The sequence below is a fragment of the Arthrobacter rhombi genome (assembly GCF_900163545.1).
Classification (GTDB): Bacteria; Actinomycetota; Actinomycetes; order Actinomycetales; family Micrococcaceae; genus Arthrobacter_H; species Arthrobacter_H rhombi_A.
In genome coordinates, this window is record NZ_FUHW01000014.1 from 44,102 (window position 1) to 67,120 (window position 23,019).

17 protein-coding genes are annotated in these 23,019 nt (G+C 64.5%); 7 read left to right on the forward strand and 10 right to left on the reverse strand.

Annotation, left to right across the window (positions count from 1 at the left end):
- Nucleotides 1-171: 171 nt before the first annotated feature.
- Nucleotides 172-1,476 (reverse strand): hypothetical protein, encoded by a 1,305-nt coding sequence (locus FM101_RS02965; RefSeq protein ID WP_086995230.1) that lies wholly within the window; start codon nucleotides 1,474-1,476, stop codon nucleotides 172-174.
- Nucleotides 1,476-1,820, reverse strand: coding sequence for a DUF6507 family protein (locus FM101_RS02970; RefSeq protein WP_256382363.1), 345 nt, complete (start codon nucleotides 1,818-1,820; stop codon nucleotides 1,476-1,478). The genes FM101_RS02965 and FM101_RS02970 overlap by 1 nt, the downstream gene beginning before the upstream one ends.
- A gap of 209 nt (nucleotides 1,821-2,029) precedes the next feature.
- Here FM101_RS02970 and FM101_RS02975 point away from each other — a divergent pair, with 209 nt between their 5' ends.
- The 5 genes from FM101_RS02975 (at nucleotide 2,030) to FM101_RS02995 (ending at nucleotide 8,176) form a co-directional block, all read left to right on the forward strand.
- Complete coding sequence (locus FM101_RS02975) at nucleotides 2,030-2,659, forward strand: hypothetical protein (RefSeq protein ID WP_086995235.1); 630 nt, start codon at nucleotides 2,030-2,032, stop codon at nucleotides 2,657-2,659.
- 93 nt (nucleotides 2,660-2,752) lie between these two features.
- Complete coding sequence (gene mgrA, locus FM101_RS02980) at nucleotides 2,753-3,814, forward strand: L-glyceraldehyde 3-phosphate reductase (RefSeq protein WP_086995239.1); 1,062 nt, start codon at nucleotides 2,753-2,755, stop codon at nucleotides 3,812-3,814.
- A gap of 40 nt (nucleotides 3,815-3,854) precedes the next feature.
- Nucleotides 3,855-5,351 carry a DUF5129 domain-containing protein gene (locus tag FM101_RS02985; protein WP_158225974.1) on the forward strand — a complete coding sequence of 499 codons (1,497 nt, stop codon included), beginning with the start codon at nucleotides 3,855-3,857 and terminating at the stop codon, nucleotides 5,349-5,351.
- Nucleotides 5,352-5,491: 140 nt separating this feature from the next.
- Nucleotides 5,492-6,910 (forward strand): NAD-dependent succinate-semialdehyde dehydrogenase, encoded by a 1,419-nt coding sequence (locus tag FM101_RS02990; protein WP_086995245.1) that lies wholly within the window; start codon nucleotides 5,492-5,494, stop codon nucleotides 6,908-6,910.
- A 57-nt stretch (nucleotides 6,911-6,967) separates the two neighbouring features.
- A complete protein-coding gene (locus FM101_RS02995; protein ID WP_086995248.1) occupies nucleotides 6,968-8,176 on the forward strand; it encodes an AI-2E family transporter in 1,209 nt (402 codons plus the stop codon).
- Between the two features lie 168 nt (nucleotides 8,177-8,344).
- On the opposite strand, the gene FM101_RS03000 is transcribed toward FM101_RS02995, so the two are convergent.
- The 8 genes from FM101_RS03000 to FM101_RS03035 form a co-directional block, all read right to left on the reverse strand.
- Complete coding sequence (locus tag FM101_RS03000) at nucleotides 8,345-9,664, reverse strand: short-chain fatty acid transporter (RefSeq protein ID WP_086995420.1); 1,320 nt, start codon at nucleotides 9,662-9,664, stop codon at nucleotides 8,345-8,347.
- A 232-nt stretch (nucleotides 9,665-9,896) separates the two neighbouring features.
- Nucleotides 9,897-11,111, reverse strand: coding sequence for a galactokinase (galK, locus tag FM101_RS03005; RefSeq protein ID WP_086995251.1), 1,215 nt, complete (start codon nucleotides 11,109-11,111; stop codon nucleotides 9,897-9,899).
- Nucleotides 11,108-12,256 (reverse strand): galactose-1-phosphate uridylyltransferase, encoded by a 1,149-nt coding sequence (gene galT / locus FM101_RS03010; RefSeq protein ID WP_086995423.1) that lies wholly within the window; start codon nucleotides 12,254-12,256, stop codon nucleotides 11,108-11,110. The genes galK and galT overlap by 4 nt, the downstream gene beginning before the upstream one ends.
- A 5-nt stretch (nucleotides 12,257-12,261) precedes the next feature.
- Nucleotides 12,262-14,379 (reverse strand): alpha-galactosidase, encoded by a 2,118-nt coding sequence (locus FM101_RS03015; protein WP_086995254.1) that lies wholly within the window; start codon nucleotides 14,377-14,379, stop codon nucleotides 12,262-12,264.
- Nucleotides 14,376-17,516 (reverse strand): glycoside hydrolase family 2 TIM barrel-domain containing protein, encoded by a 3,141-nt coding sequence (locus tag FM101_RS03020; protein WP_086995257.1) that lies wholly within the window; start codon nucleotides 17,514-17,516, stop codon nucleotides 14,376-14,378. The genes FM101_RS03015 and FM101_RS03020 overlap by 4 nt, the downstream gene beginning before the upstream one ends.
- Nucleotides 17,517-17,526: 10 nt before the next feature.
- Nucleotides 17,527-18,513, reverse strand: a complete 987-nt coding sequence (locus FM101_RS03025) for a carbohydrate ABC transporter permease (RefSeq protein WP_198962449.1) — start codon at nucleotides 18,511-18,513, stop codon at nucleotides 17,527-17,529.
- Complete coding sequence (locus tag FM101_RS03030; protein WP_086995260.1) at nucleotides 18,510-19,421, reverse strand: carbohydrate ABC transporter permease; 912 nt, start codon at nucleotides 19,419-19,421, stop codon at nucleotides 18,510-18,512. Before FM101_RS03030 ends, FM101_RS03025 begins: the two co-directional genes overlap by 4 nt.
- A gap of 23 nt (nucleotides 19,422-19,444) precedes the next feature.
- Nucleotides 19,445-20,806: an ABC transporter substrate-binding protein gene (locus tag FM101_RS03035; RefSeq protein ID WP_241895452.1), complete on the reverse strand. Its 1,362-nt coding sequence runs from the start codon at nucleotides 20,804-20,806 to the stop codon at nucleotides 19,445-19,447.
- Nucleotides 20,807-21,112: 306 nt separating this feature from the next.
- Between FM101_RS03035 and FM101_RS03040 the strand changes: the two genes are divergently transcribed.
- Both FM101_RS03040 and FM101_RS03045 read left to right on the forward strand, forming a co-directional pair.
- Entirely contained in the window at nucleotides 21,113-21,898 is a 786-nt protein-coding gene (locus FM101_RS03040; protein ID WP_086995263.1) for a DeoR/GlpR family DNA-binding transcription regulator, read from the forward strand.
- A 9-nt stretch (nucleotides 21,899-21,907) separates the two neighbouring features.
- Nucleotides 21,908-23,002 carry a CdaR family transcriptional regulator gene (locus tag FM101_RS03045; RefSeq protein WP_086995266.1) on the forward strand — a complete coding sequence of 365 codons (1,095 nt, stop codon included), beginning with the start codon at nucleotides 21,908-21,910 and terminating at the stop codon, nucleotides 23,000-23,002.
- Nucleotides 23,003-23,019 lie beyond the last annotated feature (17 nt).

A 23,019-nucleotide genomic window follows, 5' to 3' on the forward strand; every position in this document is an offset into this window, starting at 1 on the left:
TTTGGTCGGAAAAACCCCTCCACGTCGGGATGGGAAACCACGACGGCGTCCGCCACTTCCACAACAGTCCACAGTCCAGGGACATCAAGCCCTAGTCGAAGCCGAGCCAGTGGCCCATCCGACATGTCGCTTCCACCAGCCGCGCCGGGCCGGTCCCCGTTCGCACCATGCTCAGTCAAAGAGACCTCCTACCCAATCCTTTGCTTTCCCGCCCATATCCTTGGCACCATCCCACACCTCAACCGCCTTGTCGGCGACGAAATCGGAGGCCCCCGACTTGTTCGACAAATAGCTCAGGCCCATACCCACGCCGAAACCAATGACGGTCCCCACCGGGCCGCCGATCATCGTGCCCACTGCGGCACCAGCCATGCCCGCGCCAAAGTCAACTGTTGTCTTGGCGGTGGTCTTCACTGCTCCCACCTCCCGGGCACGGTCGGAAATCTTGTCGTCCGACCAGCCTGGATTCTCTTGGAGCAGCCGATTATATTCCTTGTCGCGTTCGTTGACGTATGTCAGCCCCGTGGTCGCAAGAGAAAGTGCGACGTTTCCTCCCTTGAGGAATTTCGTTCCTTTGCCCGCATTCTTGAAATCATCCAGCCACGAAGCGCTGGATGGCTGCTGCCAGTGGCCCGCCCGGTTGGCTGCGTAGTTCCCGTACCACTTGGATTTCCCCTCGATCCATTGCCGCCAACGAGTATCAGTCGGCGTCCAGTTCGGCTTCCAGGTTCCCTTCCGCTCGATTTCCTCCATGCTGATCACGGTCACGTGGTGGGTCGTGGTGTCATAGCGCCAAACTCCCGCCCCGGGGTCAAATTTGCCGTTGTTCCACAACCGAACCCATGGCCGGAGCTTCTTGTCTTGGTGGGAAAATGTGTATGTCTGGACGTTGACGTGCAATTCCGTGTAACTGAAAGAAGCAACCTCATTCAACTTCATATATTTGGAGATGCTGCCAGTGACTAGCCCTCCCTCTGGAGAAGCGAGGAATCCCCCACCTGGTTTGGCTTTGATGGTGATGTCCTTGAGCGCTTGGGCACACTCGTTGGCCCGGTCCTTGAGGTCCTGCGCGATGGCATCGATGGTGGCTTGGATGCCGGTTTCGGATGAGTAGCCGTAGTCAAGCATTTCCTCATCGTTTGCCACTTTCGTATTGAAGGCATCGACCCGGAGCAGCACGTTCTTGCGGCGTGCCTTCAGGGCAACTACATCCGCGGCGAAGTCATCCAAGGCATCACGCACGAACCCTGAAGCGGTCCGAATGGCCTCGCCATGATCCTTGACCGGGGAAAACGCCCGCAGGACCTCGCCACGCCCAGCCCCCTGGCGGTAGGCCGAACCGATGGGTGTCCAATCATCAGCTGCGTTTTCGATTTTGTCGTCGTATTTGCCTCCGGCGGTGGACACGGACGCCGCTGCCGCGCTGATGGAAGCCGGGTCCGGCCATCCTTCGAGACCGGCTGTATCGAGCCCCATCAGATGTCCTTCCCGTCTTCGATCAACACGTTGGGGGCATCATCCGCGGCCCGCGATGCTTCCTCCATCATCTTCTCGTCACCACTGCGATAGGCGGCTGCCGTGGTTCGGATGGCCGAACAGGCATTCTCGATGCGGGTCTGGGCCGCTTCGGCTTGGAAAGCAAGGATCTCGCTCCACACTCCGGTCAGAGCAGCCGTGATGTCTTGCATCTTGCAAGCCTCCGCGGCCTCGTCCAAGGTGCTGCTCAGCGTCTTCCTTAACCCTGGAAGCAAATCGAGCTCGACTTCAACGTTGCTTGCAACGTTGTTCATAGCGTCGGGTGACAGGTCGTACGTTGTCATGGGGCGTTGTGCCTCTCCGCCGAGATCTGGGCCACGGAGAGAGCGCGACCACAAGCTACTGTTTCAGATATAGGTTATGGCACAGCTGGCCGACATCGCCATGGGGAGTTCTCCCCATGGTGGCCGCCCCTACCTACCCGTTGGCTACGGGCAGGCCCGCTTATACTGATGCCGCAGCACTCCCCAGCCCAAGGAACGATTACGACGTCATGGCCATGAGAAACCCCTATCTCTCCTTTGTCCGCAACCGGCTCATCGCCGCGCTGGTGGGCTCCGCAGTGGCACTTTTGTGGTTCGCGGCTTTCCGGGCTCCCGTCTTGTCCATCGCTGGGGACATCACCGGGGCGGAAATGGCCGAAACAGGCAGCCTGTCCATCATCCAGCTGATCCGCTTCGCCGCGGGCATATTGCTTTTCACCTTCGTTCCGATCCTCGCCTACCTCGGTTGGCTTCGACTCATGCGCCCCGATGCAAGCAAGGTTGTCAGTCCCGGGGTACGGTTCACGACCATTGCCGCTGCGGTGGTTTCAATCGCCTTCTTTGTCATCTGCTGGCTGCCAAGCACCTCAAGTGCCACTTCCGTCCTCGATGCCTTCCACGAGGCGGCTGCCACCGAGGCGCTACCCGAAGGAGTCTTCCTCGGAAACACGCTGGCCGGCGCGGCAGTGACGACCGTCTTGTTAGTGGTCTTCGGTCTGATCTGCCTGTTCCTGGCGCCACCACCACGGCCTGCTGCCGACACCTCACACCCCGGCTTTCCTACCACCTGGTGGTCGTGGGTTCCGCTGCCTGCCTTCATGATCGGCGTCCTCGCGGGGGCGCTGCCCTTCGTCAGCTAAGGGACACCGCCTGGTATCGATCACTGCGGTGTCACGCCCCGGGCACCGCGTAGCATGGGGCTGACCTTGTCTTCCCATCCCCAGGAGCACCCCATGGCTGATGACGTCCGCACGCCGCGCACCCCGGAAACCCACGATCCGTACGTCGCCGCCCTCGAGCGCTACGACGACCTCCAGTACCGCAGGGTCGGCAACTCCGGCCTGTTGCTGCCGCCGCTGAGCCTGGGCCTGTGGTGGAACTTCGGTGACAACAGGACCTTCGACACCCAGCGCGAAATCCTCCGCCACGCCTTCGACCACGGGATCACCCACTTCGACCTGGCGAACAACTACGGCCCACCCGCCGGTTCGGCGGAGGAGAACTTCGGACGCATGATGCGCACCGATTTCCGCCCCTACCGCAACGAAATGATCATCTCCTCGAAGGCCGGCTACGACATGTGGCCGGGGCCCTACGGGAACTGGGCCTCGGCCAAGTATCTCCGTGCCTCCGCCGACGAATCCCTGCAGCGCATGGGGTTGGACTACGTCGACATCTTCTATTCGCACCGCCCCGATCCCCAGACGCCCATCGAGGAAACCGTGGGCGCCCTGGACCAACTGGTCCGCCAGGGCAAGGCCCTGTACGTCGGCATCTCTTCTTATTCCCCCGAGCGGACCGCCGCCGCCAAGGCCGTGGCCCGTGAACTCGGTACACCGTTGGTGATCCACCAGCCCTCCTACTCGATGCTCAACCGCTGGGTCGAGGACGGGCTGCTGGACACCCTGAAGGAACTGGGGATGGGCTCGATCGCGTTCACCCCCTTGGCGCAGGGCCTACTGACCGGAAAATATCTGGACGACAAGAATGCGGTCCCTTCCGGAGGCAGGTCCTCGTTGGCCGGGCTCACCGAGGAGAACCTGTCCACGGTCCGTGAGCTGGCCCGGCTGGCCGAACAACGCGGTCAGACCCTGGCCCAGCTGGCGATCGCCTGGCTGCTGCGCGAGGGCGGAGTGACCTCGGTGCTCATCGGGGCCTCCTCGACCCGGCAATTGGATGAGAACCTCTCGGCCGTGGAGAACACTTCCTTCTCCACGGAGGAACTGGAACTCATTGACGGGATCACCAACGGTGCCGATAGCGTGGATATCTGGCGCCGTTTCTCCCAGTCCTAGTCGGGGCGGCGGAACCGAGCACCGACGAGGAGGCCACCGGGTGAACACCGACCTGCGACCTGTCAGGGACAGGGAACCAACGACGACGGCGGGAGCCCGCCTGGCCCGGCTCCTGGCAGCGGCCGCGCTGGCCGTGGCGGCCCTGGTGGGCGTCGGCTCGCCCGCCCAGGCAAACCCCCCGAAGGACGTCGTCGTCACGGACACCGCAGGCATCCTCGACGAGTCGAAGCTGGTCCCGGCCATCAAGGACACCAGCTTCCGCAGCCCCACCACCGTCGTCGTCCTCACCCAACGGGGGGCCAAGGATGACATCTTCAACGAGCGGGTCCTGGCCTACGCCCGGGACCACCACCCCGAATGGCTCAGCGCCGACAGACAGAAGTGGGCCGACGGGCTCTTCATCGTCGCCATCGACCCTGACGGCCGGCATATCGGCACCTACCTGGGCGAGGACCGCAAGGTCAGCATGGATGCCCAATCCGATATCCAGGATGCGGCGAAGGACCTCCTGGCCGACGCCCAGTGGACGGATGGGGCCATTGATGCGGTCCAGGCCGGAGCACGGATCATCAACCGGCCGTGGTACCTGCACCCGGTGACGTTCGTCCTCGGCGGGCTGGGCGTCCTGGTGGTCGGGGCCGTGGTGGTGTTGGTCTTGAACGAACAACGCAAGAACCGGCGCTCGTTTGCCGAAGCACTCGCCCAGGGCGATGAGGCCTACGCCAACGTGACGATGGACCTGGACATCACCGAACTCAACGCCCGGACCATTCCCACCGAATCCGCCTACGGTGCCCGGGTCCTGGAGCGGTATCGGGAGTTCCGCACCCGGTACACCCAGTTGACCGGCCAACGCCGCGACCTTGAGACGGTGCCAACCAGGGTCCGCTCCACCGTCGAAGGCGTCCGCCAGGCGGAGGCCTTCGCCGAGGCAGCCGTCTCCCTGGACAAGCTCGACGATGTCATCGCCGACGCCAACTCATTCCTGAACCATGACTCGAGCTGGGACGAGGCGTGGGAGAACCAGACCCGCGATCTGCGCGAGGACCTTGACGGCATCGACGAGGTGCTCAAGACCTCCGCAGCGGACCCCAACGAAGCAACTGCCGCATCGCTGCTGTCCTTCCGCGATGAGATCCAGGCTGCCCTGCCCTCCTGGCGTGCCGGCCTGGCCGACGGCAGCATGACCCCCGACGAGGGGCTCGATACCCTCCGGGACACCCGTGCACGACTCTCGGAACTTTTCCAGGCCCATGCCGAGGCGGCGATCACCGCCCACGCTTCCTCCACCGCGGAGGAAGAACTCATGCGCCAGGAGCTCAAACAGGCCCAGGAAGAATCCACCCGGCCACGCGCCCGGAGGACCAGCATCCTGACCACGTCCTACCCCGGGGTCTTCTACTTCAGCGCCGCCACCATGAACACCGGCTACACCTCCGGCCAGGCATCGGTGGCCAGCGCCCAGAGTTCGTCCTCCTCCGGCTACGGCAGCAGCGGCGGTAGTTTCTCGGGCTCCGGCAGCTCCTCGAGCTTCTAGAACCGCACCACCCGCATCCCGGGCCCTTGCACTGAAGCAGGGCCGCCAAAATGTGCAGATGCAGTGACTCGATTCACAAACCCGGGTATCCGCGACATGATGGGTCCGTGCGGCCTCCGCCGAGGGCGCCGTGAGTTTCAATGAAGAGGAGACCGGCAGTGACCACCACCGCCCAGCAGTCCAACCCGTCCGGCTACCGCGTGCAGAACCCCGCCACCGGCGAGGTCGTCGAGACCTTCGAAACCGCGACCGATGCCCAGGTCGTTCAGGCCGTGGACGCCGCCCAGGCCGCCTACGAATCCTGGGGCGCCCTGCCCATCGCCGAGCGGGCCGTCGTCGTCAAGCGCGTCGCCGAACTGTTCACCGAACGTGCCGATGAGCTCGCCTCGACGATCACCCTGGAGATGGGCAAGCCATTCTCGGAGTCCAAGGGCGAAGCCGAATTCTGCACCGACATCTTCAACTACTTCGCCACCGAGGGCCCCACCCTGGCCGCCGATCAGGAGATCAACGCCATCGGTGGTGGCCGCGCCGTGGTCCAGCGGTTGCCCGTCGGCCCGCTGCTGGGCATCATGCCGTGGAACTACCCGTACTACCAGGTCGCCCGTTTCGTGGCACCCAACCTGATGCTCGGCAACACCATCGTGCTCAAACACGCCGAAACCTGCCCCCGTTCGGCCATGGCCATCGCCCAGATCATGGACGATGCCGGCGTTCCGGCAGGTGCTTACGTGAACTTGTTCGCCACCCATGATCAGATTGCCGACATCATCGCCGACCCGCGGATCCAGGGGGTCTCACTGACCGGTTCCGAGCGAGCCGGGGCCATCATCGGCCAGTTGGCCGGACAAAACCTCAAGAAGGCCGTGCTCGAGCTCGGCGGTTCAGATCCCTACGTGGTGCTGGACTCCGAGGACGTCAAGGCAGCGGCCAAGCTGGCCTGGGACACCCGGATCGAAAACACCGGCCAGGCCTGCAACTCCAATAAGCGCATGATCGTCATGGAGGATATCTACGACGATTTCGTGGCCGGTCTCACCGAGCAGGCCAACGGTCTGGTTCCCGGGGACCCGGCCACGGAGGATGCTGGTACGTTCGGCCCACTGTCTTCCCGCGCCGCAGCCGAGGCAGTGCACGAGCAGGTGCAGGACGCCGTGTCCAAGGGCGCCACCCTGCACGCCGGCGGAACCCTCCATGACGGACCATCCTGCTACTACTCCCCTGCCGTATTGACCGGCATCACCAAGGATATGCGGGCCTACCGCGAAGAGCTCTTCGGCCCGGTCGCCGTCGTCTATAAGGTCTCCTCCGACGAAGAGGCCATCAAGCTCGCGAATGATACCCAATATGGTCTCGGCGGCGCGGTCTTCAGCACCGATGAAGAGCGGGCCCGCAAGCTCGCTCACCGGCTGCAGGTCGGCATGGCCAACGTGAACGGCATCGGCGAGGACGCCGACTTGCCGTTCGGCGGGGTCAAGCGTTCGGGCTACGGTCGCGAGCTGGGCCCACTAGGAATGGACGAATTCGTGAACAAACGTCTGTTCTACATCGCGGATTAGCAGGTCAGCGCCCGTTTGCTCGCCTAGAGTGGTGGTCATGAAACCAGAGGTCATCCGATGAGTCTTCGATTATTCCGCCGCCGCTCCGGGCGCAGCTCTGCCCCGGCACTTCCCGTCAGTCCCGGCGCGCGCCACGCCCAGCTCGATGCGCTGGGGCCCGCGGATTCCCGGGTGGCCCCCGCCGACCGGGTGGCTCTGCTGTGGTCCAACGCGTTGGGCCGCAACGCCACCCGGGCCGCTCAGATCCTGCTGGTGCTCGTTCTGACCGGTGTGGCAGTCGTCGGGTTGGCCCAGGTGAGCGTCGTGGTGCTTCCGTTGTTGATCGCCCTGATCCTCACCAGTGCCATGTGGCCACTGGTGATGTTCATGCGTCGACACCTCTCCTCGATGCTGGCCGCCTGGACGGTCTTCCTGGGGTCCTTGGTGGTCCTGGGCGGGATCGGCACGGCCATTGTCTTCGCCGTGCGCGCCGAATGGTCGGGGCTCGTGGATCAGGCCGTCGAGGGTTTCGGTCAACTGCAGGACCTGGCCAAGGACCTCCCCATTCAGATCGGCCAAAAGCAGATCGATGAAGGCGTCAGTGTCGTCACCGATTTCCTGACCAGCAAGCAGTTCGGCGCCGGCGCACTGTCGGGGATCTCGGCTGCCGGGAGCTTCTTCACCGGGCTGGTCCTCCTGCTGGTGATCCTGTTCTTCTTCCTGAAGGACGGCGACAAGATCTGGGCCTTCTTCCTGTCCTGGGTCCCGCGCAGCCATGACGCCCACTGGCGCGCCAGCGGATACCGCACCATCCACACCCTGGGTGGCTACATCCGCGGCACGGCCATCGTCGCCTTCGTTGACGCCTCAGGTATCGGAATCGCCTTGTGGATCCTGCAGGTTCCCTTGGCCCTGCCCTTGGCGGCCATCGTCTTCATCACCGCCTTCATCCCGATCGTCGGAGCCACCTTCGCCGGCATCCTGGCCTCGTTGGTCGCCTTGGTGGCCAATGGCCCCGTGGTCGCCCTGATCGTGCTCGGCGTGGTGATCCTGGTGAACCAGCTCGAAGGCAACTTCCTCCAGCCCGTCGTCATGGGTCAGGCCCTGCACCTGCACGCGCTGGTCATCCTGCTCGCATTGACCGTCGGCACCGTGCTCAGTGGCGTCGTCGGCGCAGTACTGTCGGTCCCGCTGACCGCCGTCGGCTGGGCCATCGTGAAGATCTGGACCGGACGGGACCCGGAAGCCGTCGAGGAATACAAGCCCGCGACGGCCGACGGGGAGTAGCCTCCCGGCCGGAGACACCGATCCCGGGCAATACCCACGCGGCATACAGGTAGCTCAAAGTTTCGGCCCCTAGAGTTATCAGTACCTCATCAGGTGCGAGTGATGAAACAGCAAGGCCCCAGTCCTGCCCGGACTGGGGCCTTCATCATGTTCCGCGCTTTCCCCCGCCTAGAGCGAGACGATCACCAGTGTCGCGGCGAAGACCAGCCCGGAAGCGATCAGCACGATCGTGGTGTATCCGAGAATGTCACGCATCTTCAGCCCCGCGATGGCCAGCAGCGGCAACGCCCAGAACGGCTGGATCATGTTGGTCCACTGATCCCCGTAGGCCACGGCCATGATCGGGACCGAGGGGTCCACTCCCAGTTGTTCGGCCGCCGTGAGCATGATCGGGGCTTGAACGGCGAATTGGCCGCCGCCTGAGGGGACGAAGAAGTTCACCACTCCGGCGCTGAGGAACGCCAAGACCCCGAAGGTCTGGGGCGTCGAGATCGCCACGAAGGCGTTGGAGACCAGCACAATCAACCCGCTCCCCTGCATGATGCCCAGAATGCCCGCATAGAGCGGGAACTGCAGCAGGATCTCCCCGACGTTCGAGGCAGCGTCCTTGGTGAGGGCCACCAGCTCGAACGGGTGGCGCACCAACAACAAGATCAGTGCCAGGAAAGACCAGTTCACGATGTCCAGGGTCAGGCTCCCACCCTGGGCGAAATGGATGACCAGGTAGGCCACCAGCATGATGCCCAACAGCAAGGTGGGCAGCCGGCTGGCATCGACACGGTCCGCGGGTGTGAGGACCTCCTCCTCGACGACCACCCCCGCTTCACGAGCATCACGGGTCAGCTCCACGATCTTGTCCGACTGTCGGGGCGCAATCAAGAACAGGGCCAGGGCGACGACGGCGATCGTGATGACGGCAGCAATCATGTTCCAGCTCGAGAACGTGGTCTCCGAGATCGGCAGCGGTGCACCCAACTCCTCGGCAATGAAGGAGTCGGGGGTGGCTGCTGTCAACGGCCCCGAACCCGAGTAGCCCATATGCCAGACAACGAATCCGGCGAACCCGCAGGCCACCAGCATCGGGAAATGCAGTTTCATTCCGCGTTCGCGTCCCTGGGCTGCGACCTCCTTGGCGAGCAGGGCTCCCACGACGAGCCCGAGGCCCCAGGTGATCAGCGAGGCGACGGCCGCCACGAGGAAGACGAAGAGGTAGGCCTGGATCGGCGAACGGGGGATCCCGCCCAGAAACCCCAGAAGCCTGCGGACCGGACGGGTGTTGGCCAGGATATATCCCAGCAGGAGCACCAGAGCCATCTGGGTCATGAAGGCCAGCAACCCGGCCAGCCCGTCACCCCAGCTTTTGATAATCAGTACCGGGGAGGAACCGGTCAGGGCCAACGCCAGGACGGCGACGATGAAGGTCAGCACGATGGCGAAGACCAGCGCCGAGGGAATGAACTTTTCGACCAGATGGTTGACCGGACGCATGGCCCGTGACAGGACCGTGCCTTGCTGATCGGTAGCGGTGCGGTTGCGCACTAAAAACACCTCGCGGGTTTCAGGAGTGGGTGACGCTCGCCACATTACCCGTGGTTTGCAGTCAACCCCCACCGCACGCACAGCGAACAACTAGGTTCGGACCTTAGTGTTTTAAGTACCTCATCAGGTGCGAGTGATGAATCCGGCCCCGGCTTTCTCCCCCCGAAAGCCGGGGCCTTCTTCATGCCCGCCCGTCCCGCCTCCGGGCGCCGGCGCCGGGCAGGACGGCGAAGATCTCCGGACTCCCGTACCCATCGGCGGCGAAGCGCTCACGGACCGCGTCCCCCACCGTCTGCGCTGCGGCGGCATCGACGAGGGCGATCGCCGAACCACCGAATCCGCCCCCGGTCATCCGGGCTCCGAGCGCCCCGGCCTGCTGGGCGGCCTCGACGGCAGCATCGAGTTCGACGCAGGAGATCCCGAAGTCATCACGCATCGAAGCGTGGCTGGCGTTCAACAGGGCACCGATGGTTCGCGGCCCCTCGGCCTCCAATGCCGCCACCGTCTCCAGGACCCGTTGGTTCTCGGTCACAATATGGCGCACCCTGGAAAAGGTCGGGGCGTCCAGGACCTCGGCGGCCTCCGGCAGCCGCTCGGGACCCACATCACGCAGTGCGGCCACCCCCAGCCCTGCAGCACCGCGGGCGCAGGCCGCAACAAGATCCTTGTACCCGCCGGACTCGTGCGCGTGGACGACGCGGGTGTCGATGACCAGCAACACCAGGGATTCGGCCACCAGATCCAGCGGCACCTGCCGGGAGACCCTGCTGCGGCAGTCCAAAAACAATGCGTGGCCCGAAGTGCCCAGCAGGGAAGCCGACTGATCCAGGATCCCGGTGGGCGCCCCCACGAAGTCGTTCTCCGCCTGCTGGCAAACCAACACCAGTTCTTCGCGTTCGATGCCGATCTCCAGCAGTTCGTCCAGGGCCAGGGCCACCGCGCATTCAATGGCCGCCGAGGAAGAGAGCCCGGCCCCCGACGGGACGTCCGAATCCAGCAGGATATCCAGCCCGGGCACGGGGTGCCCCCGCTGTTGGAGGGCCCACATGACCCCTGCCAAATATCTGGCCCAGGGGGCGACGCCTGCGGGGTGAAGATCGGTCAGATCCACCTCGGCAATTTCGCCGGCCAGGGCCGCCTGCCCGGTTCCGGCAGGATCTGCCCCCTGCAGGGAGGCTGCCCGCAGCCGTGCCGGCCCCGTGGGCCGCAGGGTCACGGCGACCCGGGCACTATTCTCCAAGGCAAAAGGAAGCACAAAGCCTTCGTTGTAGTCGGTATGTTCCCCCATCAGGTTCACCCGACCGGGCGCCGCCCACACGCCATCTGGTCGGCCGCCAAAGAGGGTGGAGAAGGCCGCCGAAAGGGCCTCAAGGACCTCGGTGTCCGGCTGGCTCATGAGGTGGCTCCGTTCAGTGTTCCGAGCGCCACGCGCAGGCGTTCTGCAGTGGTCTCGGGAGTGACGTCGGCGATGAAGGCCCCCATCGCGGCTTCCGATCCTGCCAGGTATTTCAGTTTGTCTTCCGCCCGACGCGGGGACGTCAGCTGCAGGTGCAGACGCAGTTCCTCGGCGCCCGGATGCCTGACGGGGGCTTGGAACCATGCGGCGATATACGGGGTAGGGGTCAAGTAGAGGGCGTCGACGCCACGGATCAGACGCAAGTAGACCTCTGCCAGATCGGCCCGTTCTTCGCCGGTCAGTCCCGCCAGGTCCGCCACGTGCCGGTTCGGAACCACGTGGACCTCGATGGGCATGCGGGCGGCGAAGGGCACAAAAACGGTGAAATGCTCGGTCCGCTCCACCACCCGGGTTCCTTCTCCCACTTCAAAGTCCAACACGTCCTGCATGAGGTTGCGCCCCGTTTTTGCACGGTGCCGTTGTGCCTGCTCCAGTTGGGTGAGGGTCCGCGGGGTGACATAGGGGTAGGAATAGATCTGCCCATGTGGATGGTGCAGGGTCACCCCGATCTGGGCGCCCCGGTTCTCGAAGGCGAAGACCTGCTCGACACCCGGCAGTGCCGAAAGTTCTGCGGTGCGCTGGGCCCAGGCTTCCACGACGGTCCGGGCCCGTTGTGGACCCAAGTCGCCGAAGGAGTCCTCATGATCGGCACCAAAGGCGATCACCTCGCAGCGGCCTTCAGCGGGGTAGGTGGCACCCAGCGCATCGGAGCGATCGTGTTCGTGCTGCCCCGGACCGAAGGAGGGGAAACGGTTCTCGAAGACGACGACGTCGTATTGTGCTGCAGCAACCTCGGTGGACCGGTCGGGGGCCGAAGCGCAGAGCGGGCATTCGTCGGCAGGGGGCAGATGGGTTCTTCCTTGCCGGTGGGCAGCGAAGGAAACCCACTCCCCGGTCAGCGGGTCCCGGCGCAGACGGGCGGCGGCGGGCCGCTCGGGCAGTTCGCGCAGGTCTGCCGGGGGGACGAAGTCCTCGTGCTGGTCGGGATGGTCGAAGAAATACAACAGTTCACGGCCATCAGCCATCCGGGTGCGGACTGGCCGACGGAGGGCCTCGGTATCGGTGGTTTCGGTGGGGCTGTTCATGGTGCTCACAAAGCCTCCAGTGCTTCGGCGTGGAGCAGGATGGCCCGCTCGGGATTCAGGGCAGGTAAGGCCAATCCAACGGTTGATAAGTAGTTGCCGGTGGCGACGAAGCCGTTGTTGAGCCAGGCCGGCGGTTCCCGGTGAATGAAGGTTCCCGGTTCGTTACCCGGCACGATGGCCGAGACCCGGTATGTCTTCTCCGGCCGCAGACCCGGCAGGGCCATGACGCCGGGGCCGACCCCGACGGAGGAACGCAGCAAGGCAAAGGCATAGAGCGCCTCGGACCCGTCGGCGGCTACGGTGCCGTACAGGCTGAACGCGTCATCGCCGAGATCGGCCCGGACCGAAACCCCGGAATGCAGCAGCCGCCGGTGCTTCCGGTAGAGCCCGACCAGCTGGTGCAGGGTCTGCCGGTCGGCCCCCTGGGCTTCACGGATATCCCATTCCAGCCCGAAGTGCCCGAAGAGGGCGGTGATCCCGCGGAAGGCCAGTGCGTGGGTGCGTCCCGAGGTGTGGGCTGTGGCCGGGCCGATATGTTGTCCCACCAGCTCGGGAGGCAGGAGCCGTTGGGTCAGTTCCTGAATATGTTGGCGTTCCAGGGCGTCGTTGGAATCCGAGGCCCACACCCTGTCGGCGTGTTCGAGCACCCCCAGATCGACCCGGGCTCCCCCCGAGGAGCAGGCTTCGATTTCCAATCCTGAATGTGCGGCCTTCAGTTCATCCATCAGGGTGTAGGCGGCCAGGGTCTGCCGATGTTGTGAGGGTCTTCCGGCCGAGGCCATATCGGTCTGGTCACGGTTCTGGTCCCATTTCAGGAACGCGATCGGCGTTCCGGCCCGTTCCGCATCGGTCAGCACCGTGTCCAGGGCGGTGAAGATGTGGGCGTAGGCCGCAGGGATGGTGAGGTCCACGACGTATTGGTTCCGCCAGGTCGGGGCGAGCTGGTCGCCGCGGGCCCGGCAGAGCCAGTCGGGGTGGCCGGTGGCCAGTTCGGAATCGGGGTTGGCCATTTCGGGTTCCACCCAGAGGCCGAATTCCATGCCCAACGCGTTGACCTGGCTGATCAGGGGGGTCAGGCCCTCGGGCCAGACCTGGGGTGAGACCTGCCAGTCCCCCAGACCTGAGGTGTCATCGCGGCGGGAACCAAACCATCCGTCGTCGAGCACGAATCGTTCCACGCCGGCCTCGGCGGCGGCTTCGGCCAGCGAGATCAGCTCGCTGAGGTCGTGCTGGAAGTAGACGGCTTCCCAGGTGTTCAGCACCACGGGCCGTGTCCGGCGCGGATGGTTGGCGCGTGAGCGCAAATAGGTGTGGAAACGGGCGGACACCCCGTCAAGCCCGGTATCCGAATAGGCGAAGTACACCCACGGACTGATATGACTCTGCCCGGTTTCGAGGACGATTTCACCGGTTCCCGGTAGTTCGCCGGCACCGAGGAGGTGGCTTGGATTGGTGCTGCGTTCAGCGAAGACCGTGCTATTTCCGCTCCACCCCAAATGCGCGGCCCAGAGTTCGCCCCTGCGGTTGGCGAAGCCCGGGGTGCCAGCGGCGAGCAGCAGGGGTGCGTCATGCCCGGTACGCCCTCGACGACCGGTCCGGGCATGGGTTCCGATGCCGAAGGGCAGTCGCTGTTCGGAGCGTTCACGGGACCAGCGTCCTGCGGTGTCCAAGAGTTCGGTGGCCTGTTGCCCGACGGGAAGCATGGCGTTCAACGCCCTGACTTCATAGCCGTCCTCCCCGATATTGGTCAGGGTATGGCGCAGGCGCAGCAGACCGCCGGGCAGCAGTTCGAGATCGGTGGCTAGTTTCAGCCCGGTCTGGGCATCCGTGGTTGAGAGGGTGAGCTGGCTTTCCCCGGTGGTGACCCGGGGGTTGGCGAAGCTCACTGAGGTGTCCCGGCCACCCCGTCCGCCCTCGAGGAACGGGGTCCCGGCCCAGCCGGCACTGGCTTGAGGCCATAGCGGCAACGTGAGCGGGTGGTCATAATTCGAATGCAGCACCGGGCCGGTGGATTCCTGCTCAGGCGGGTCCCCCGGATCGGCGCCGAAGTGCACGACGGCGGGATCGCCGGCGGTCTGCAGGATCAGGGCCACGCCGTGCCCGCTCAGCGAATGGAGACTCATGCCGTTCCATCCCCGCCCGGGAGGACGGCCAGCTCGAGGAGCAGCTCGGCACGGCGTGCGGTGAAGGCCTCCGGTTCGGCGACGTCGATACCGCAGGAACGGCTGCCCAGGCCATGCTGTCCGGCGTCGATTCCCAGATGCCAGTGGGTGGATTCGGGCAGCTCGGTGGGGTGGCTGGCGGCGGCCAGTTCCTGCTGGCTCCACGGGCTGAGCGTAAATCCGGTATCCGGCGGCCCGTCGAGGATGGTCAGCCGAAGGGTCCTGCCGTCCACCAGTTCAAGGTCGAGGGACCGCAGATCACCGCGGCGGCCGTTGGCTTGGGGGCGCGGATAGTCGGTGCGCAATGCTCCGACCGGCAGCGGGTGGGTGCCGAAACGTTGGGCCGCACGGGAGTCCGCATAGCTTTCACCCGGCCCCGCCCCGGTGAATCGGGCGGTGGAGGCGTCAGTCAATACCGCGGCTGGCAGCGTGAAGCCAAGCCCCAGTTGGGCCAGAGGGAATCCGTACTCCTGCAAGGCTTCCATCCGTGCCCGCAGGCGCAGGGACGTGCCGGTGGCGCTGAAGTTCAGGTCCACGCCGAAGCCTTCGGGCCGGGCCGGGGCACCATAGCGGTGGGCACTGGCCAGTTCCCCGGCCGTTGCCCGCGTCGACACGGTCCGGCGTTGCAGCCGGTGCAGCCCCGCGGCACGCCACTTTTCGGCGATGGCTCTCACGGGTTCGGGGGCCAGCCCCGCATAGGCATCCCAATCGAAATCCTCGGGGGCCTGTGCATTGGTCCCGACGGTATCCGGACCCCCGGGGCGCATCCCGCGGCTGGGTTCGATGGTCCCATCGTCGTTATCGGTGGGGGCTCTAAAGGCCAACAGTTCGGGACCGGCCAGCTCCAGCTCCGCGAGGGAGCGCAATAATCCGGCCTCGTCGAAGGCGGCCAGCTCCCAGGGCTGCGCAGCAGTGCCTCCGGGGTGCTTGGCGAGCTCTGGATCCTCTGCGGGGCCCGGACGACCAGTGGTCAAACCCTGTCCCCAGGCCACCTCGTGGCCGGCAGGGGCCCACCAGGTCGGCTCTGCCAGGTGTACGGAAACGCTCAGCAGGGCACCGGGGTGCTTATTCGCCGCCGCCGGGAGGGCAAGAGTGCTGGTGGACCGGGGCGCAGTGGTCGGCACCTCAAGGATGCCGGCGGCCAGGGGCTCCCCCGCCGCTTCGGGTCCCCTGTCGGCACCATCGATCCGCCAGTGGAAGGTGTACCCGGTGGTGTCTTCGAAGTCCTGACGGTTCTGGATTCGGAGATCTTCCCCGATGGTGACCCTGAAGGGTTCGATGACCTTGGCATATTCGATGAGTCCCGGGCTCGGGGTGCCGTCGGCGAAAACGAGTCCGTCCAAGACGAAGTTGGAATCGTGGATCGGCTCGGCGAAGTCACCACCGTAGGCGTACACCTGCCGGCCATCCGGGGTGGAGGCGAGGATCCCGTGGTCTTTATATTCCCAGACGAAACCACCTGCCGCCCGTGGGTGGGTGTCGAAGAGGGCCTCGTAATCGCTCATCCCGCCGGGGCCGTTGCCCATGGCGTGGACGTACTCGCACAAGATGTAGGGCTGGGCTGAAATCCTGTCAGAACCTTCGGCGCTCACCCAGGGGACGGGGTTCCGTGCCAGAAGCGAATCCGATTCGGTCGGGGTGGCATACATCCGCGAGTAGACGTCGGTGTAGCGGGCCTCGTGGTCGCCCTCGTAGTGGATGGGACGCATGGGGTCATGGCTGCGCAGCCAGTCGGCCATGGCGGCCAGGTTGGCGCCGGTACCTGATTCGTTGCCCAGCGAGAACATCACCACTGAGGAGTGGTTCGCGTCGCGGCGCCAGGTTCGCTCGATCCGGTCCAGGTAGGCAGGAAGCCAGATCGGGTCATCCGAAGGGTTTGCTTCCCAGCCGGTGGCGACGAAGCCGTGGGTCTCCAGGTCGCATTCGTCGATGAGCCAGAACCCGAGTTCGTCGGCGAGGTCGAGCAGATGGTGGTTCGGCGGGTAGTGGCTGGTGCGGATGGCGTTGATGTTGTGCCGCTTCATGGTTTCCAGCTCGCTGCGGGTGAATTCGGCGGTAATGGCGCGTCCAACCCTCGGGTGGAATTCATGCCGGTTGACCCCGCGGAAACGGATGGGTGCACCGTTGACGCGCAGCACTCCGTCGGAGATGTCGACCCGACGGAATCCCAGTCGTAGCGATACCGTTTCTTCGCTGGAGGCCAGCGTGGCCGCGTAGAGCCGCGGCGTTTCGGCGCTCCAGCCCAGGACCGGTCCGACGGCCACGTCGATTTTTGCTGTAGCGGTTCCACCGGTCGGTGCTTCGATCCGGTGTTCGATCCCCAGTTCCGGGATCGAGAGCCGCAGCGGGTAGGCCCTGGCCGGGGCCTCGGCTTCGAGGGCGAGGTGGCCGGCACCGTCGTGGTAATCGGCGACGATACGCACATCCTGGATGCCTGCGGCAGGTTCGCCGATCAGTGTGACGTCGCGGAAGATGCCCGGCAGCCACCATTGGTCTTGGTCTTCCAGATAACTGGCGGCAGCAAAGGCATGCACCCGGACGACGAGCCGGTTGCTCCCGATCCCGTGGTGCAGGTGGTCCGTGACATCGAATTCGTGGCTGAGTCGGCTACCCGAGGCGTGGCCGAGTTCTGTGCCGTTGAGCCAGGCCTTGAACGTCGATTCCACGCCTTCGAAACGCAGGATCACCCGGCCCAGGCCGGCCAGGACTGCTGCGCTGAAACCCAGGTCCTCCAGCGTGAATTCGCGCAGATAGTCTCCCGTGCCGTTTTCGTCGGGGACATAGGGCGGATCCAGCGGAAACGGGTAGTCGACGTTGGTGTACCAGGGGCTGCCGAAGCGGTTGATTCTTCCGGTGATCAGGGACCCGTTGGCCGCATCAAGGACCCAGTGTCCGGGAACGGCCACCGTATGGGGGAACCGGGAGTCCTGCGCGGCAGGGTCCTGGTGGGCGGCAGCCACGGACGCGGAATATCTGAAACCCCAGTCCCCGTTCAGGGTTGCTTCCGGCCGGTCCGAGGAAAGGTGGGCGCGTGCGGGCAACGTGCCGGCGCCGGGTGAGGGGTCGAGGTGGTACGGCAGGGACTGCTGCTGGGTCACGGTGCTTCTCCTACTTATTGCTGCCGAGGGTCAACCCGGCGACGAAGTGCTTCTGCAGGATCATGAACAAGATCACTGTGGGCAGGGCGATCATGACCGCACCGGCGGCCACGAGATTGTTATCGGTGAAGAACGCTCCCTTGAGGTTGTTCAACGCACTGGTCACCGGCATGGCGTCACCATCACGCAGCAGGACCAGCGCCCAGAAGAAGTCGTTGTAGATCCACGCGAATTCAAGCGTTGCCAGGGCCGCGAGCGCGGGGCGGGTCAGAGGCAGGACGATCTGGTAGAACTGCCGCCAGACCCCGGCACCGTCGACCTGCGCGGCTTCTCCCAGTTCGTCGGGCAGTGCCTTCATGAAGTTGCTGAGCACGAAAACACAGAAGCCCATCTGGAAAGCCACGTTGATCAGGACGACGCCGAACTGGGTGTTGTAGATGTCCAGGCTCAGGAACATGCGGTAGAGCGGGGTGATGATGACCTGCTGGGGCAGCAGGTTCGCCGCGGTGAAGAACATCAGCATGAACAGGTTGAGTTTGAAGCTGAAGCGGGCCAGCACAAAAGCCGCCATCGAGGACATGAACAGCACGATGATGACCGCCGGGACGGCGATGTACAGCGAGTTCAGGAAATAGTGGGGCAGATCGGCCTGGGTCCAGGCAGTGGTGTAGTTATCAAAGTTCAGGGTGTCCGGCAGGGACACATACCCCTTTTCAGCCGTTTCCGCGTAGGGGCGCAGGGAGGTGTAGACGGCCCACGCGAGCGGGGCCAGCCACAACACCGCCCAGATGATGAGGCCGGTGTGCAGGATGACCCGCCCCGGGCGGAGCGGCGCCTTGTTCTTCCGGCCCGGATGAGGGGCCGGGCCCGAAGCGTTATTGCCGTGGTCGGCTCCACGGCGGCCCCGGTCGGGTGTATCCATCGTGTCCACTGCCGCCTCGTGGGCGACGATGCGATCCGGCTGCGGTCCGTCGGGGGTTGTGGTGGCGGCGCTCATTTGGCCCCCTCCTTCGTGAAGGTCTGAACCAGGTAGGTGATGATGAAGACCAGCGAGATCACCAGCAGGATGACGGCGATCGCCGATCCGAAGCCGATCCGGCTGGCTTCGCCGATGATGTTGTTGGTGATCAGCACCGACAGCAGTTCAAGTCCGTTGGTTCCCTTATTGATGATGTAGACGATGTCGAAGGCGCGCAGCCCCTCGATCACCGTCACCACCAGCACGATCACGTTGATGGGTTTCAGTGTCGGGAACACGACGCGGAAGAACGTCTGGCGCTGGTTGGCGCCATCGATGGCCGCCGCTTCCTTGATCGATTCGTCGACCCCCTTCAGGCCGGCTAGGTAGAGGATCATGATGTAGCCGACGTGTCGCCAGCTGGCCGCCACAAGGACGGCCCACAGGTTGATATCCGAGTTGCCCAGCCAGTTCACGTTGGCCCCGGTGAGCTGGTTGATCAGTCCCTGATCCTGCGAGTAGAGCAGCGTCCAGATGAAGCCGACCAGGGCCAGGGAGAGCACCACCGGCATGTAGAAGATGCTCTGGTACACGCGGGTGCCCTTGATGTTCTTATCCAGTAGCACGGCCAAGAACAGGCCCAACGGTGTGGCCACGAGTCCCAGGACCAGCAGCCAGATCACGTTGTGTTGCAGCGCCGGCCAGAACGGAGGGTAGATGGTGGCCGCTTGATGATAGTTCTGGAACCCGACGGGTTCCATGGGTGTCACCCCGTTCCACCGGGTGAAGGAGAGGAACACCGATCCCAGCGCCGGCCCCCAGATGAAGGCCAGCACCACGAGCGCCGGGGCACCGAGCATCAGGGTGAGTACCACCCGGTCGGTGGTGCTGTAGCGGCGGACCTTACGGGGTTTGGTTGGGGGCGCGTGCTGCGTCGTCGTTGTCATGGTGTTCCTCTCCTGCACCGGAATCAGGCGGTGAAGATGGCCTTCTTCTGTGCCTCGATGTCCTTCAGGATGTTGTTGATGTCCTTCGGGTTCTTGATGAAGGCCTGAAGTGAGGGAATCATCACGGTGGAGGCGAAGTCCGGGCGGGTGTCGCGGTCCAGGAACTGGGCGGTGTGCTTGGCTTCCCCGACCAGCTCCACGGCCTTCTTCTGCAGTGCCGTGTAGTTGGAGGTATCGATATCGTTGGCCGGGCCCACGATCGACCTATCTGCTTCGGTGTTGATCTGCTCGGCTTCGGCACTCCCCAGGAACTCCAGCAGTTTCATGGCCGTTCCACCGTTTTCCGTCTTGGCGCTCATCATGAACCCATCGGTCGGGGCATCGATGGAATCCGTGCCGTGTTCGTCGTTCATCTTCGGGAACTTGAAGAAATCCAGGTCCTCGAGGGCGTCGCCGCCTTCGGCTCCCTGGAACTGTTGGGAGATGGACATCCCGAATACCGCCATGCCGGTCTTCTTCTGCAGCAGCCCCTGGGCCATTTCCTGCCAATCCCTGCCCAAGCCGCCCTTCTGGTGGTAGGGCATCTGCTTGGTCCAGGCGTTGAAGACCTCTTTGACCTCGTCCGATTCCCACGACTCCTCGCCGGCCAGGAGGCTGGTGTGGAAGTCGTACCCGTTGATGCGCATGTTCAGGATGTCGAAGGTGCCCATGGCCGGCCAGCCGTCCTTATCGCCCAGACCGATGGGGGTTAGCCCGTCCTTCTGCATCTCCTGACTCAACGTCATGTACTCGTCAATGGTGGTCGGGATCTCGTAGCCCTTATCCGCGAAAACCGATTTGCGGTAGAAGACCGCCCACGGGTAGTAGGAAACTGGAACGAAGTACTGTTTTCCGTCCGTTGCGGTCGCGGAGGCCTTGAAGGCCTCACTGAAATCGTCACCGATGCTGTCCCAGACCGAGCTGATGTCCCCGGCCAGCCCCTGGTCGGCGAAGAAACGCATGCGGTATCCGGCAAACCAGCTGAACACGTCATCGGGTTCGCCCTGCAGGTAGGAGTTGATCTGCTCCTGGTAGGTGTTGTGGTCCACGGTGTTGATGCTGACCTTGGAGCCCGAGTCCTTCTTGAAGGTGTCGATCATCTTCTGATAGGCGGCCTTCGGCACGGCGTCGGACTGGTTGGAACCGAAGGAGATGGCGCCGGTGCCCTCCTTGACGTCAGAGCCGCCCCCGCCTCCTCCGCAGGCCGTCAAGGCGGCCATGGCCGAGAGGCCCACGGCACCACCGAGAACCGATCGGCGGCCCACCGGGACGCTGAGGCCCGCTCCGAGCGAGGACGGGCTGGGTGCGAACGAATATCCGCTCTTCCGAGGGTTGGAATGTGCCACGGTGACTCCTTGGGTTGTGCCGCAGACCCGTTTTCAGGTGCCAAGCGACGGAGAATTCTTGAAGAAACGCTCAAAGTCGATCATAAAGCAACGCAATCAGACTTTCCGTTACTATGGCACGGGTCACTTTCGAGCACAAGGGGTGACTGTCAACGAATTGTGAATGGCCCTACGCCGCGTCTCCTCGGGGTTTTGCTTTCGCCAATTCATTCGCACAATTTCGAACCTCGACTATGCTGGGCGGAGCATGTCACACGGCGTGCCCCTCCTTTGACCACCCGCCCATCCCAGAAAAGGTGCCCGATCATGGCAGAAATGCTCCCGCCGCAACGTCGTCGGCACATCTTGGACGAGTTGAACAAATACGGACAGGTGCGGGTTACCGAACTCTCCCACGAGTTGGGGATCTCGGAGATGACCGTCAGGCGAGACCTGAATGCGCTGGCATCGGCCGGGGAACTGGTCAAGGTCCATGGCGGGGCAACCCGTGAACAGTCGGCCACCAGCGTCGAGCCTGGCTTCATCCGCAAACTCGGCCTCGCGGCACCCGAGAAGGAGGCCTTGGCTCTGCGTGCGGCGGAACTGATCGAGCCGGGCATGTCCGTCGCACTGAACTCCGGAACCACGACCTATGCCCTGGCCGGTCAGTGCACGGGCATTGCCGATCTGACGGTGGTCACCAATTCCCCTCGCATCGCCGAGATCTTCTACAGTGCCGAGAACGCCTCACAATCGGTGATCCTCATCGGTGGCACCCGCACCCCCTCGGATGCCCTGGTGGGCCCCCTGGCCACTACAGCCCTGGCCCAACTGCATGTTGACATCTGCTTCATGGGAATCCACGGCATGACCGCCGAAGACGGCTTTACCACCCCTAATATGCTCGAAGCCCAAGCCAACCGGGCGTTCATGGCCGCAGCGGCAGAACTCGTCGTCGTCGCCGACCACAGCAAATGGGGCATCACCGGTCTCTGCCAGATCGCCGAACTCGGTGCAGCCGATGTACTGATCACCGGAGACGCACTCTCCCCCGAGGCCGTGGACATCCTCGGACAGTCCATCGAGACCCTCCTGCTGACGTCCACCCCCTAAACTGACGGCATGACCCAGCCCCTCAGCCACGAACTGGCTCAACGCGTCATCGACCAGGTCGCCCCGACGCTGGAGTTCAACATCAACATGATGGATCCGGCGGGACGGATCATTGCTTCCACGGATCCCGATCGTGTCGGTTCGACCCATACGGTCGCACGGGCCGTCGCCGGAGGCGAGCCGGGGATCGTGCACGACGGCGGATCGCCCGCGGAACGTCCGGGAGTGAACCTGCCCTTACGGCTCGACGGGAAGATCGTCGGGGTACTGGGGATCACCGGGCCCCCTGAGCGGGTTTCACCGGTGGCCCAGGTGCTGGTCCTGACCACGGTCCTGCTCTTGGAACGCGAACGAGAACTCGACGATTCGGCCCGTCGGGAAGCCGCCGACCGCGAGTTGCTCTCCGGACTGGTATCCGGGGAAGTGGATGGTTCGGCCATCACGCAGGCGTTGGCCTCCGGGCTGCCCGAGATGGCGGCCCCGTGGAGGCTCTACGCCGTCCTGGACCATCAAACCGCCGGTACCCTGGAACCCGAGGTGGAGCAGGCACGTTTGCCCGGACCCCAGCGGCGGGCCCGCTTCGGCGGAGCACTGTGGGTGCTGACCGGGGTCCGGTCCACCCGACCCGACTCCCGGGCCGCGCAGATCCCCCCGGCGGGGACCATCGTCCTTGATGGTGGCTCCTGCGCCGGTGGCGACGATCTGTCCGGGGCGGCCCAGGCCCTGGGCGCACTGGCCAGCGCCCCCGAGCTCCTCCCCGAGGCACCGGCTTCCGGGATTCTCAAACTCGATGAGCTGGCCCCCGAGCTCAGCGCCTCCTGCCTACCCGCGGCAACCAGGATTTCCTGGGCCCACCGGGTGGACTCCCTGAGCGCCGGTCACCGCCAGACGGTACTGGCTTTCCTGGACTGCGGCGCCTCGGTTTCGGCCACGGCCCGAGAGCTCTTCCTGCACCGGAACACGACCTTGCAACGCCTGGAACGCATCGCCGAACTAACGGGACTCGATCCGCGGATCCCGGCCCAGGCAGCTTCATTGCAACTGTCCATCATCGCGGCCCGCCACCCGCCCGAGCAGCGCGCGGAGCAGGCCCCCTCCCACTGATCCCTCATCCTTCCGAG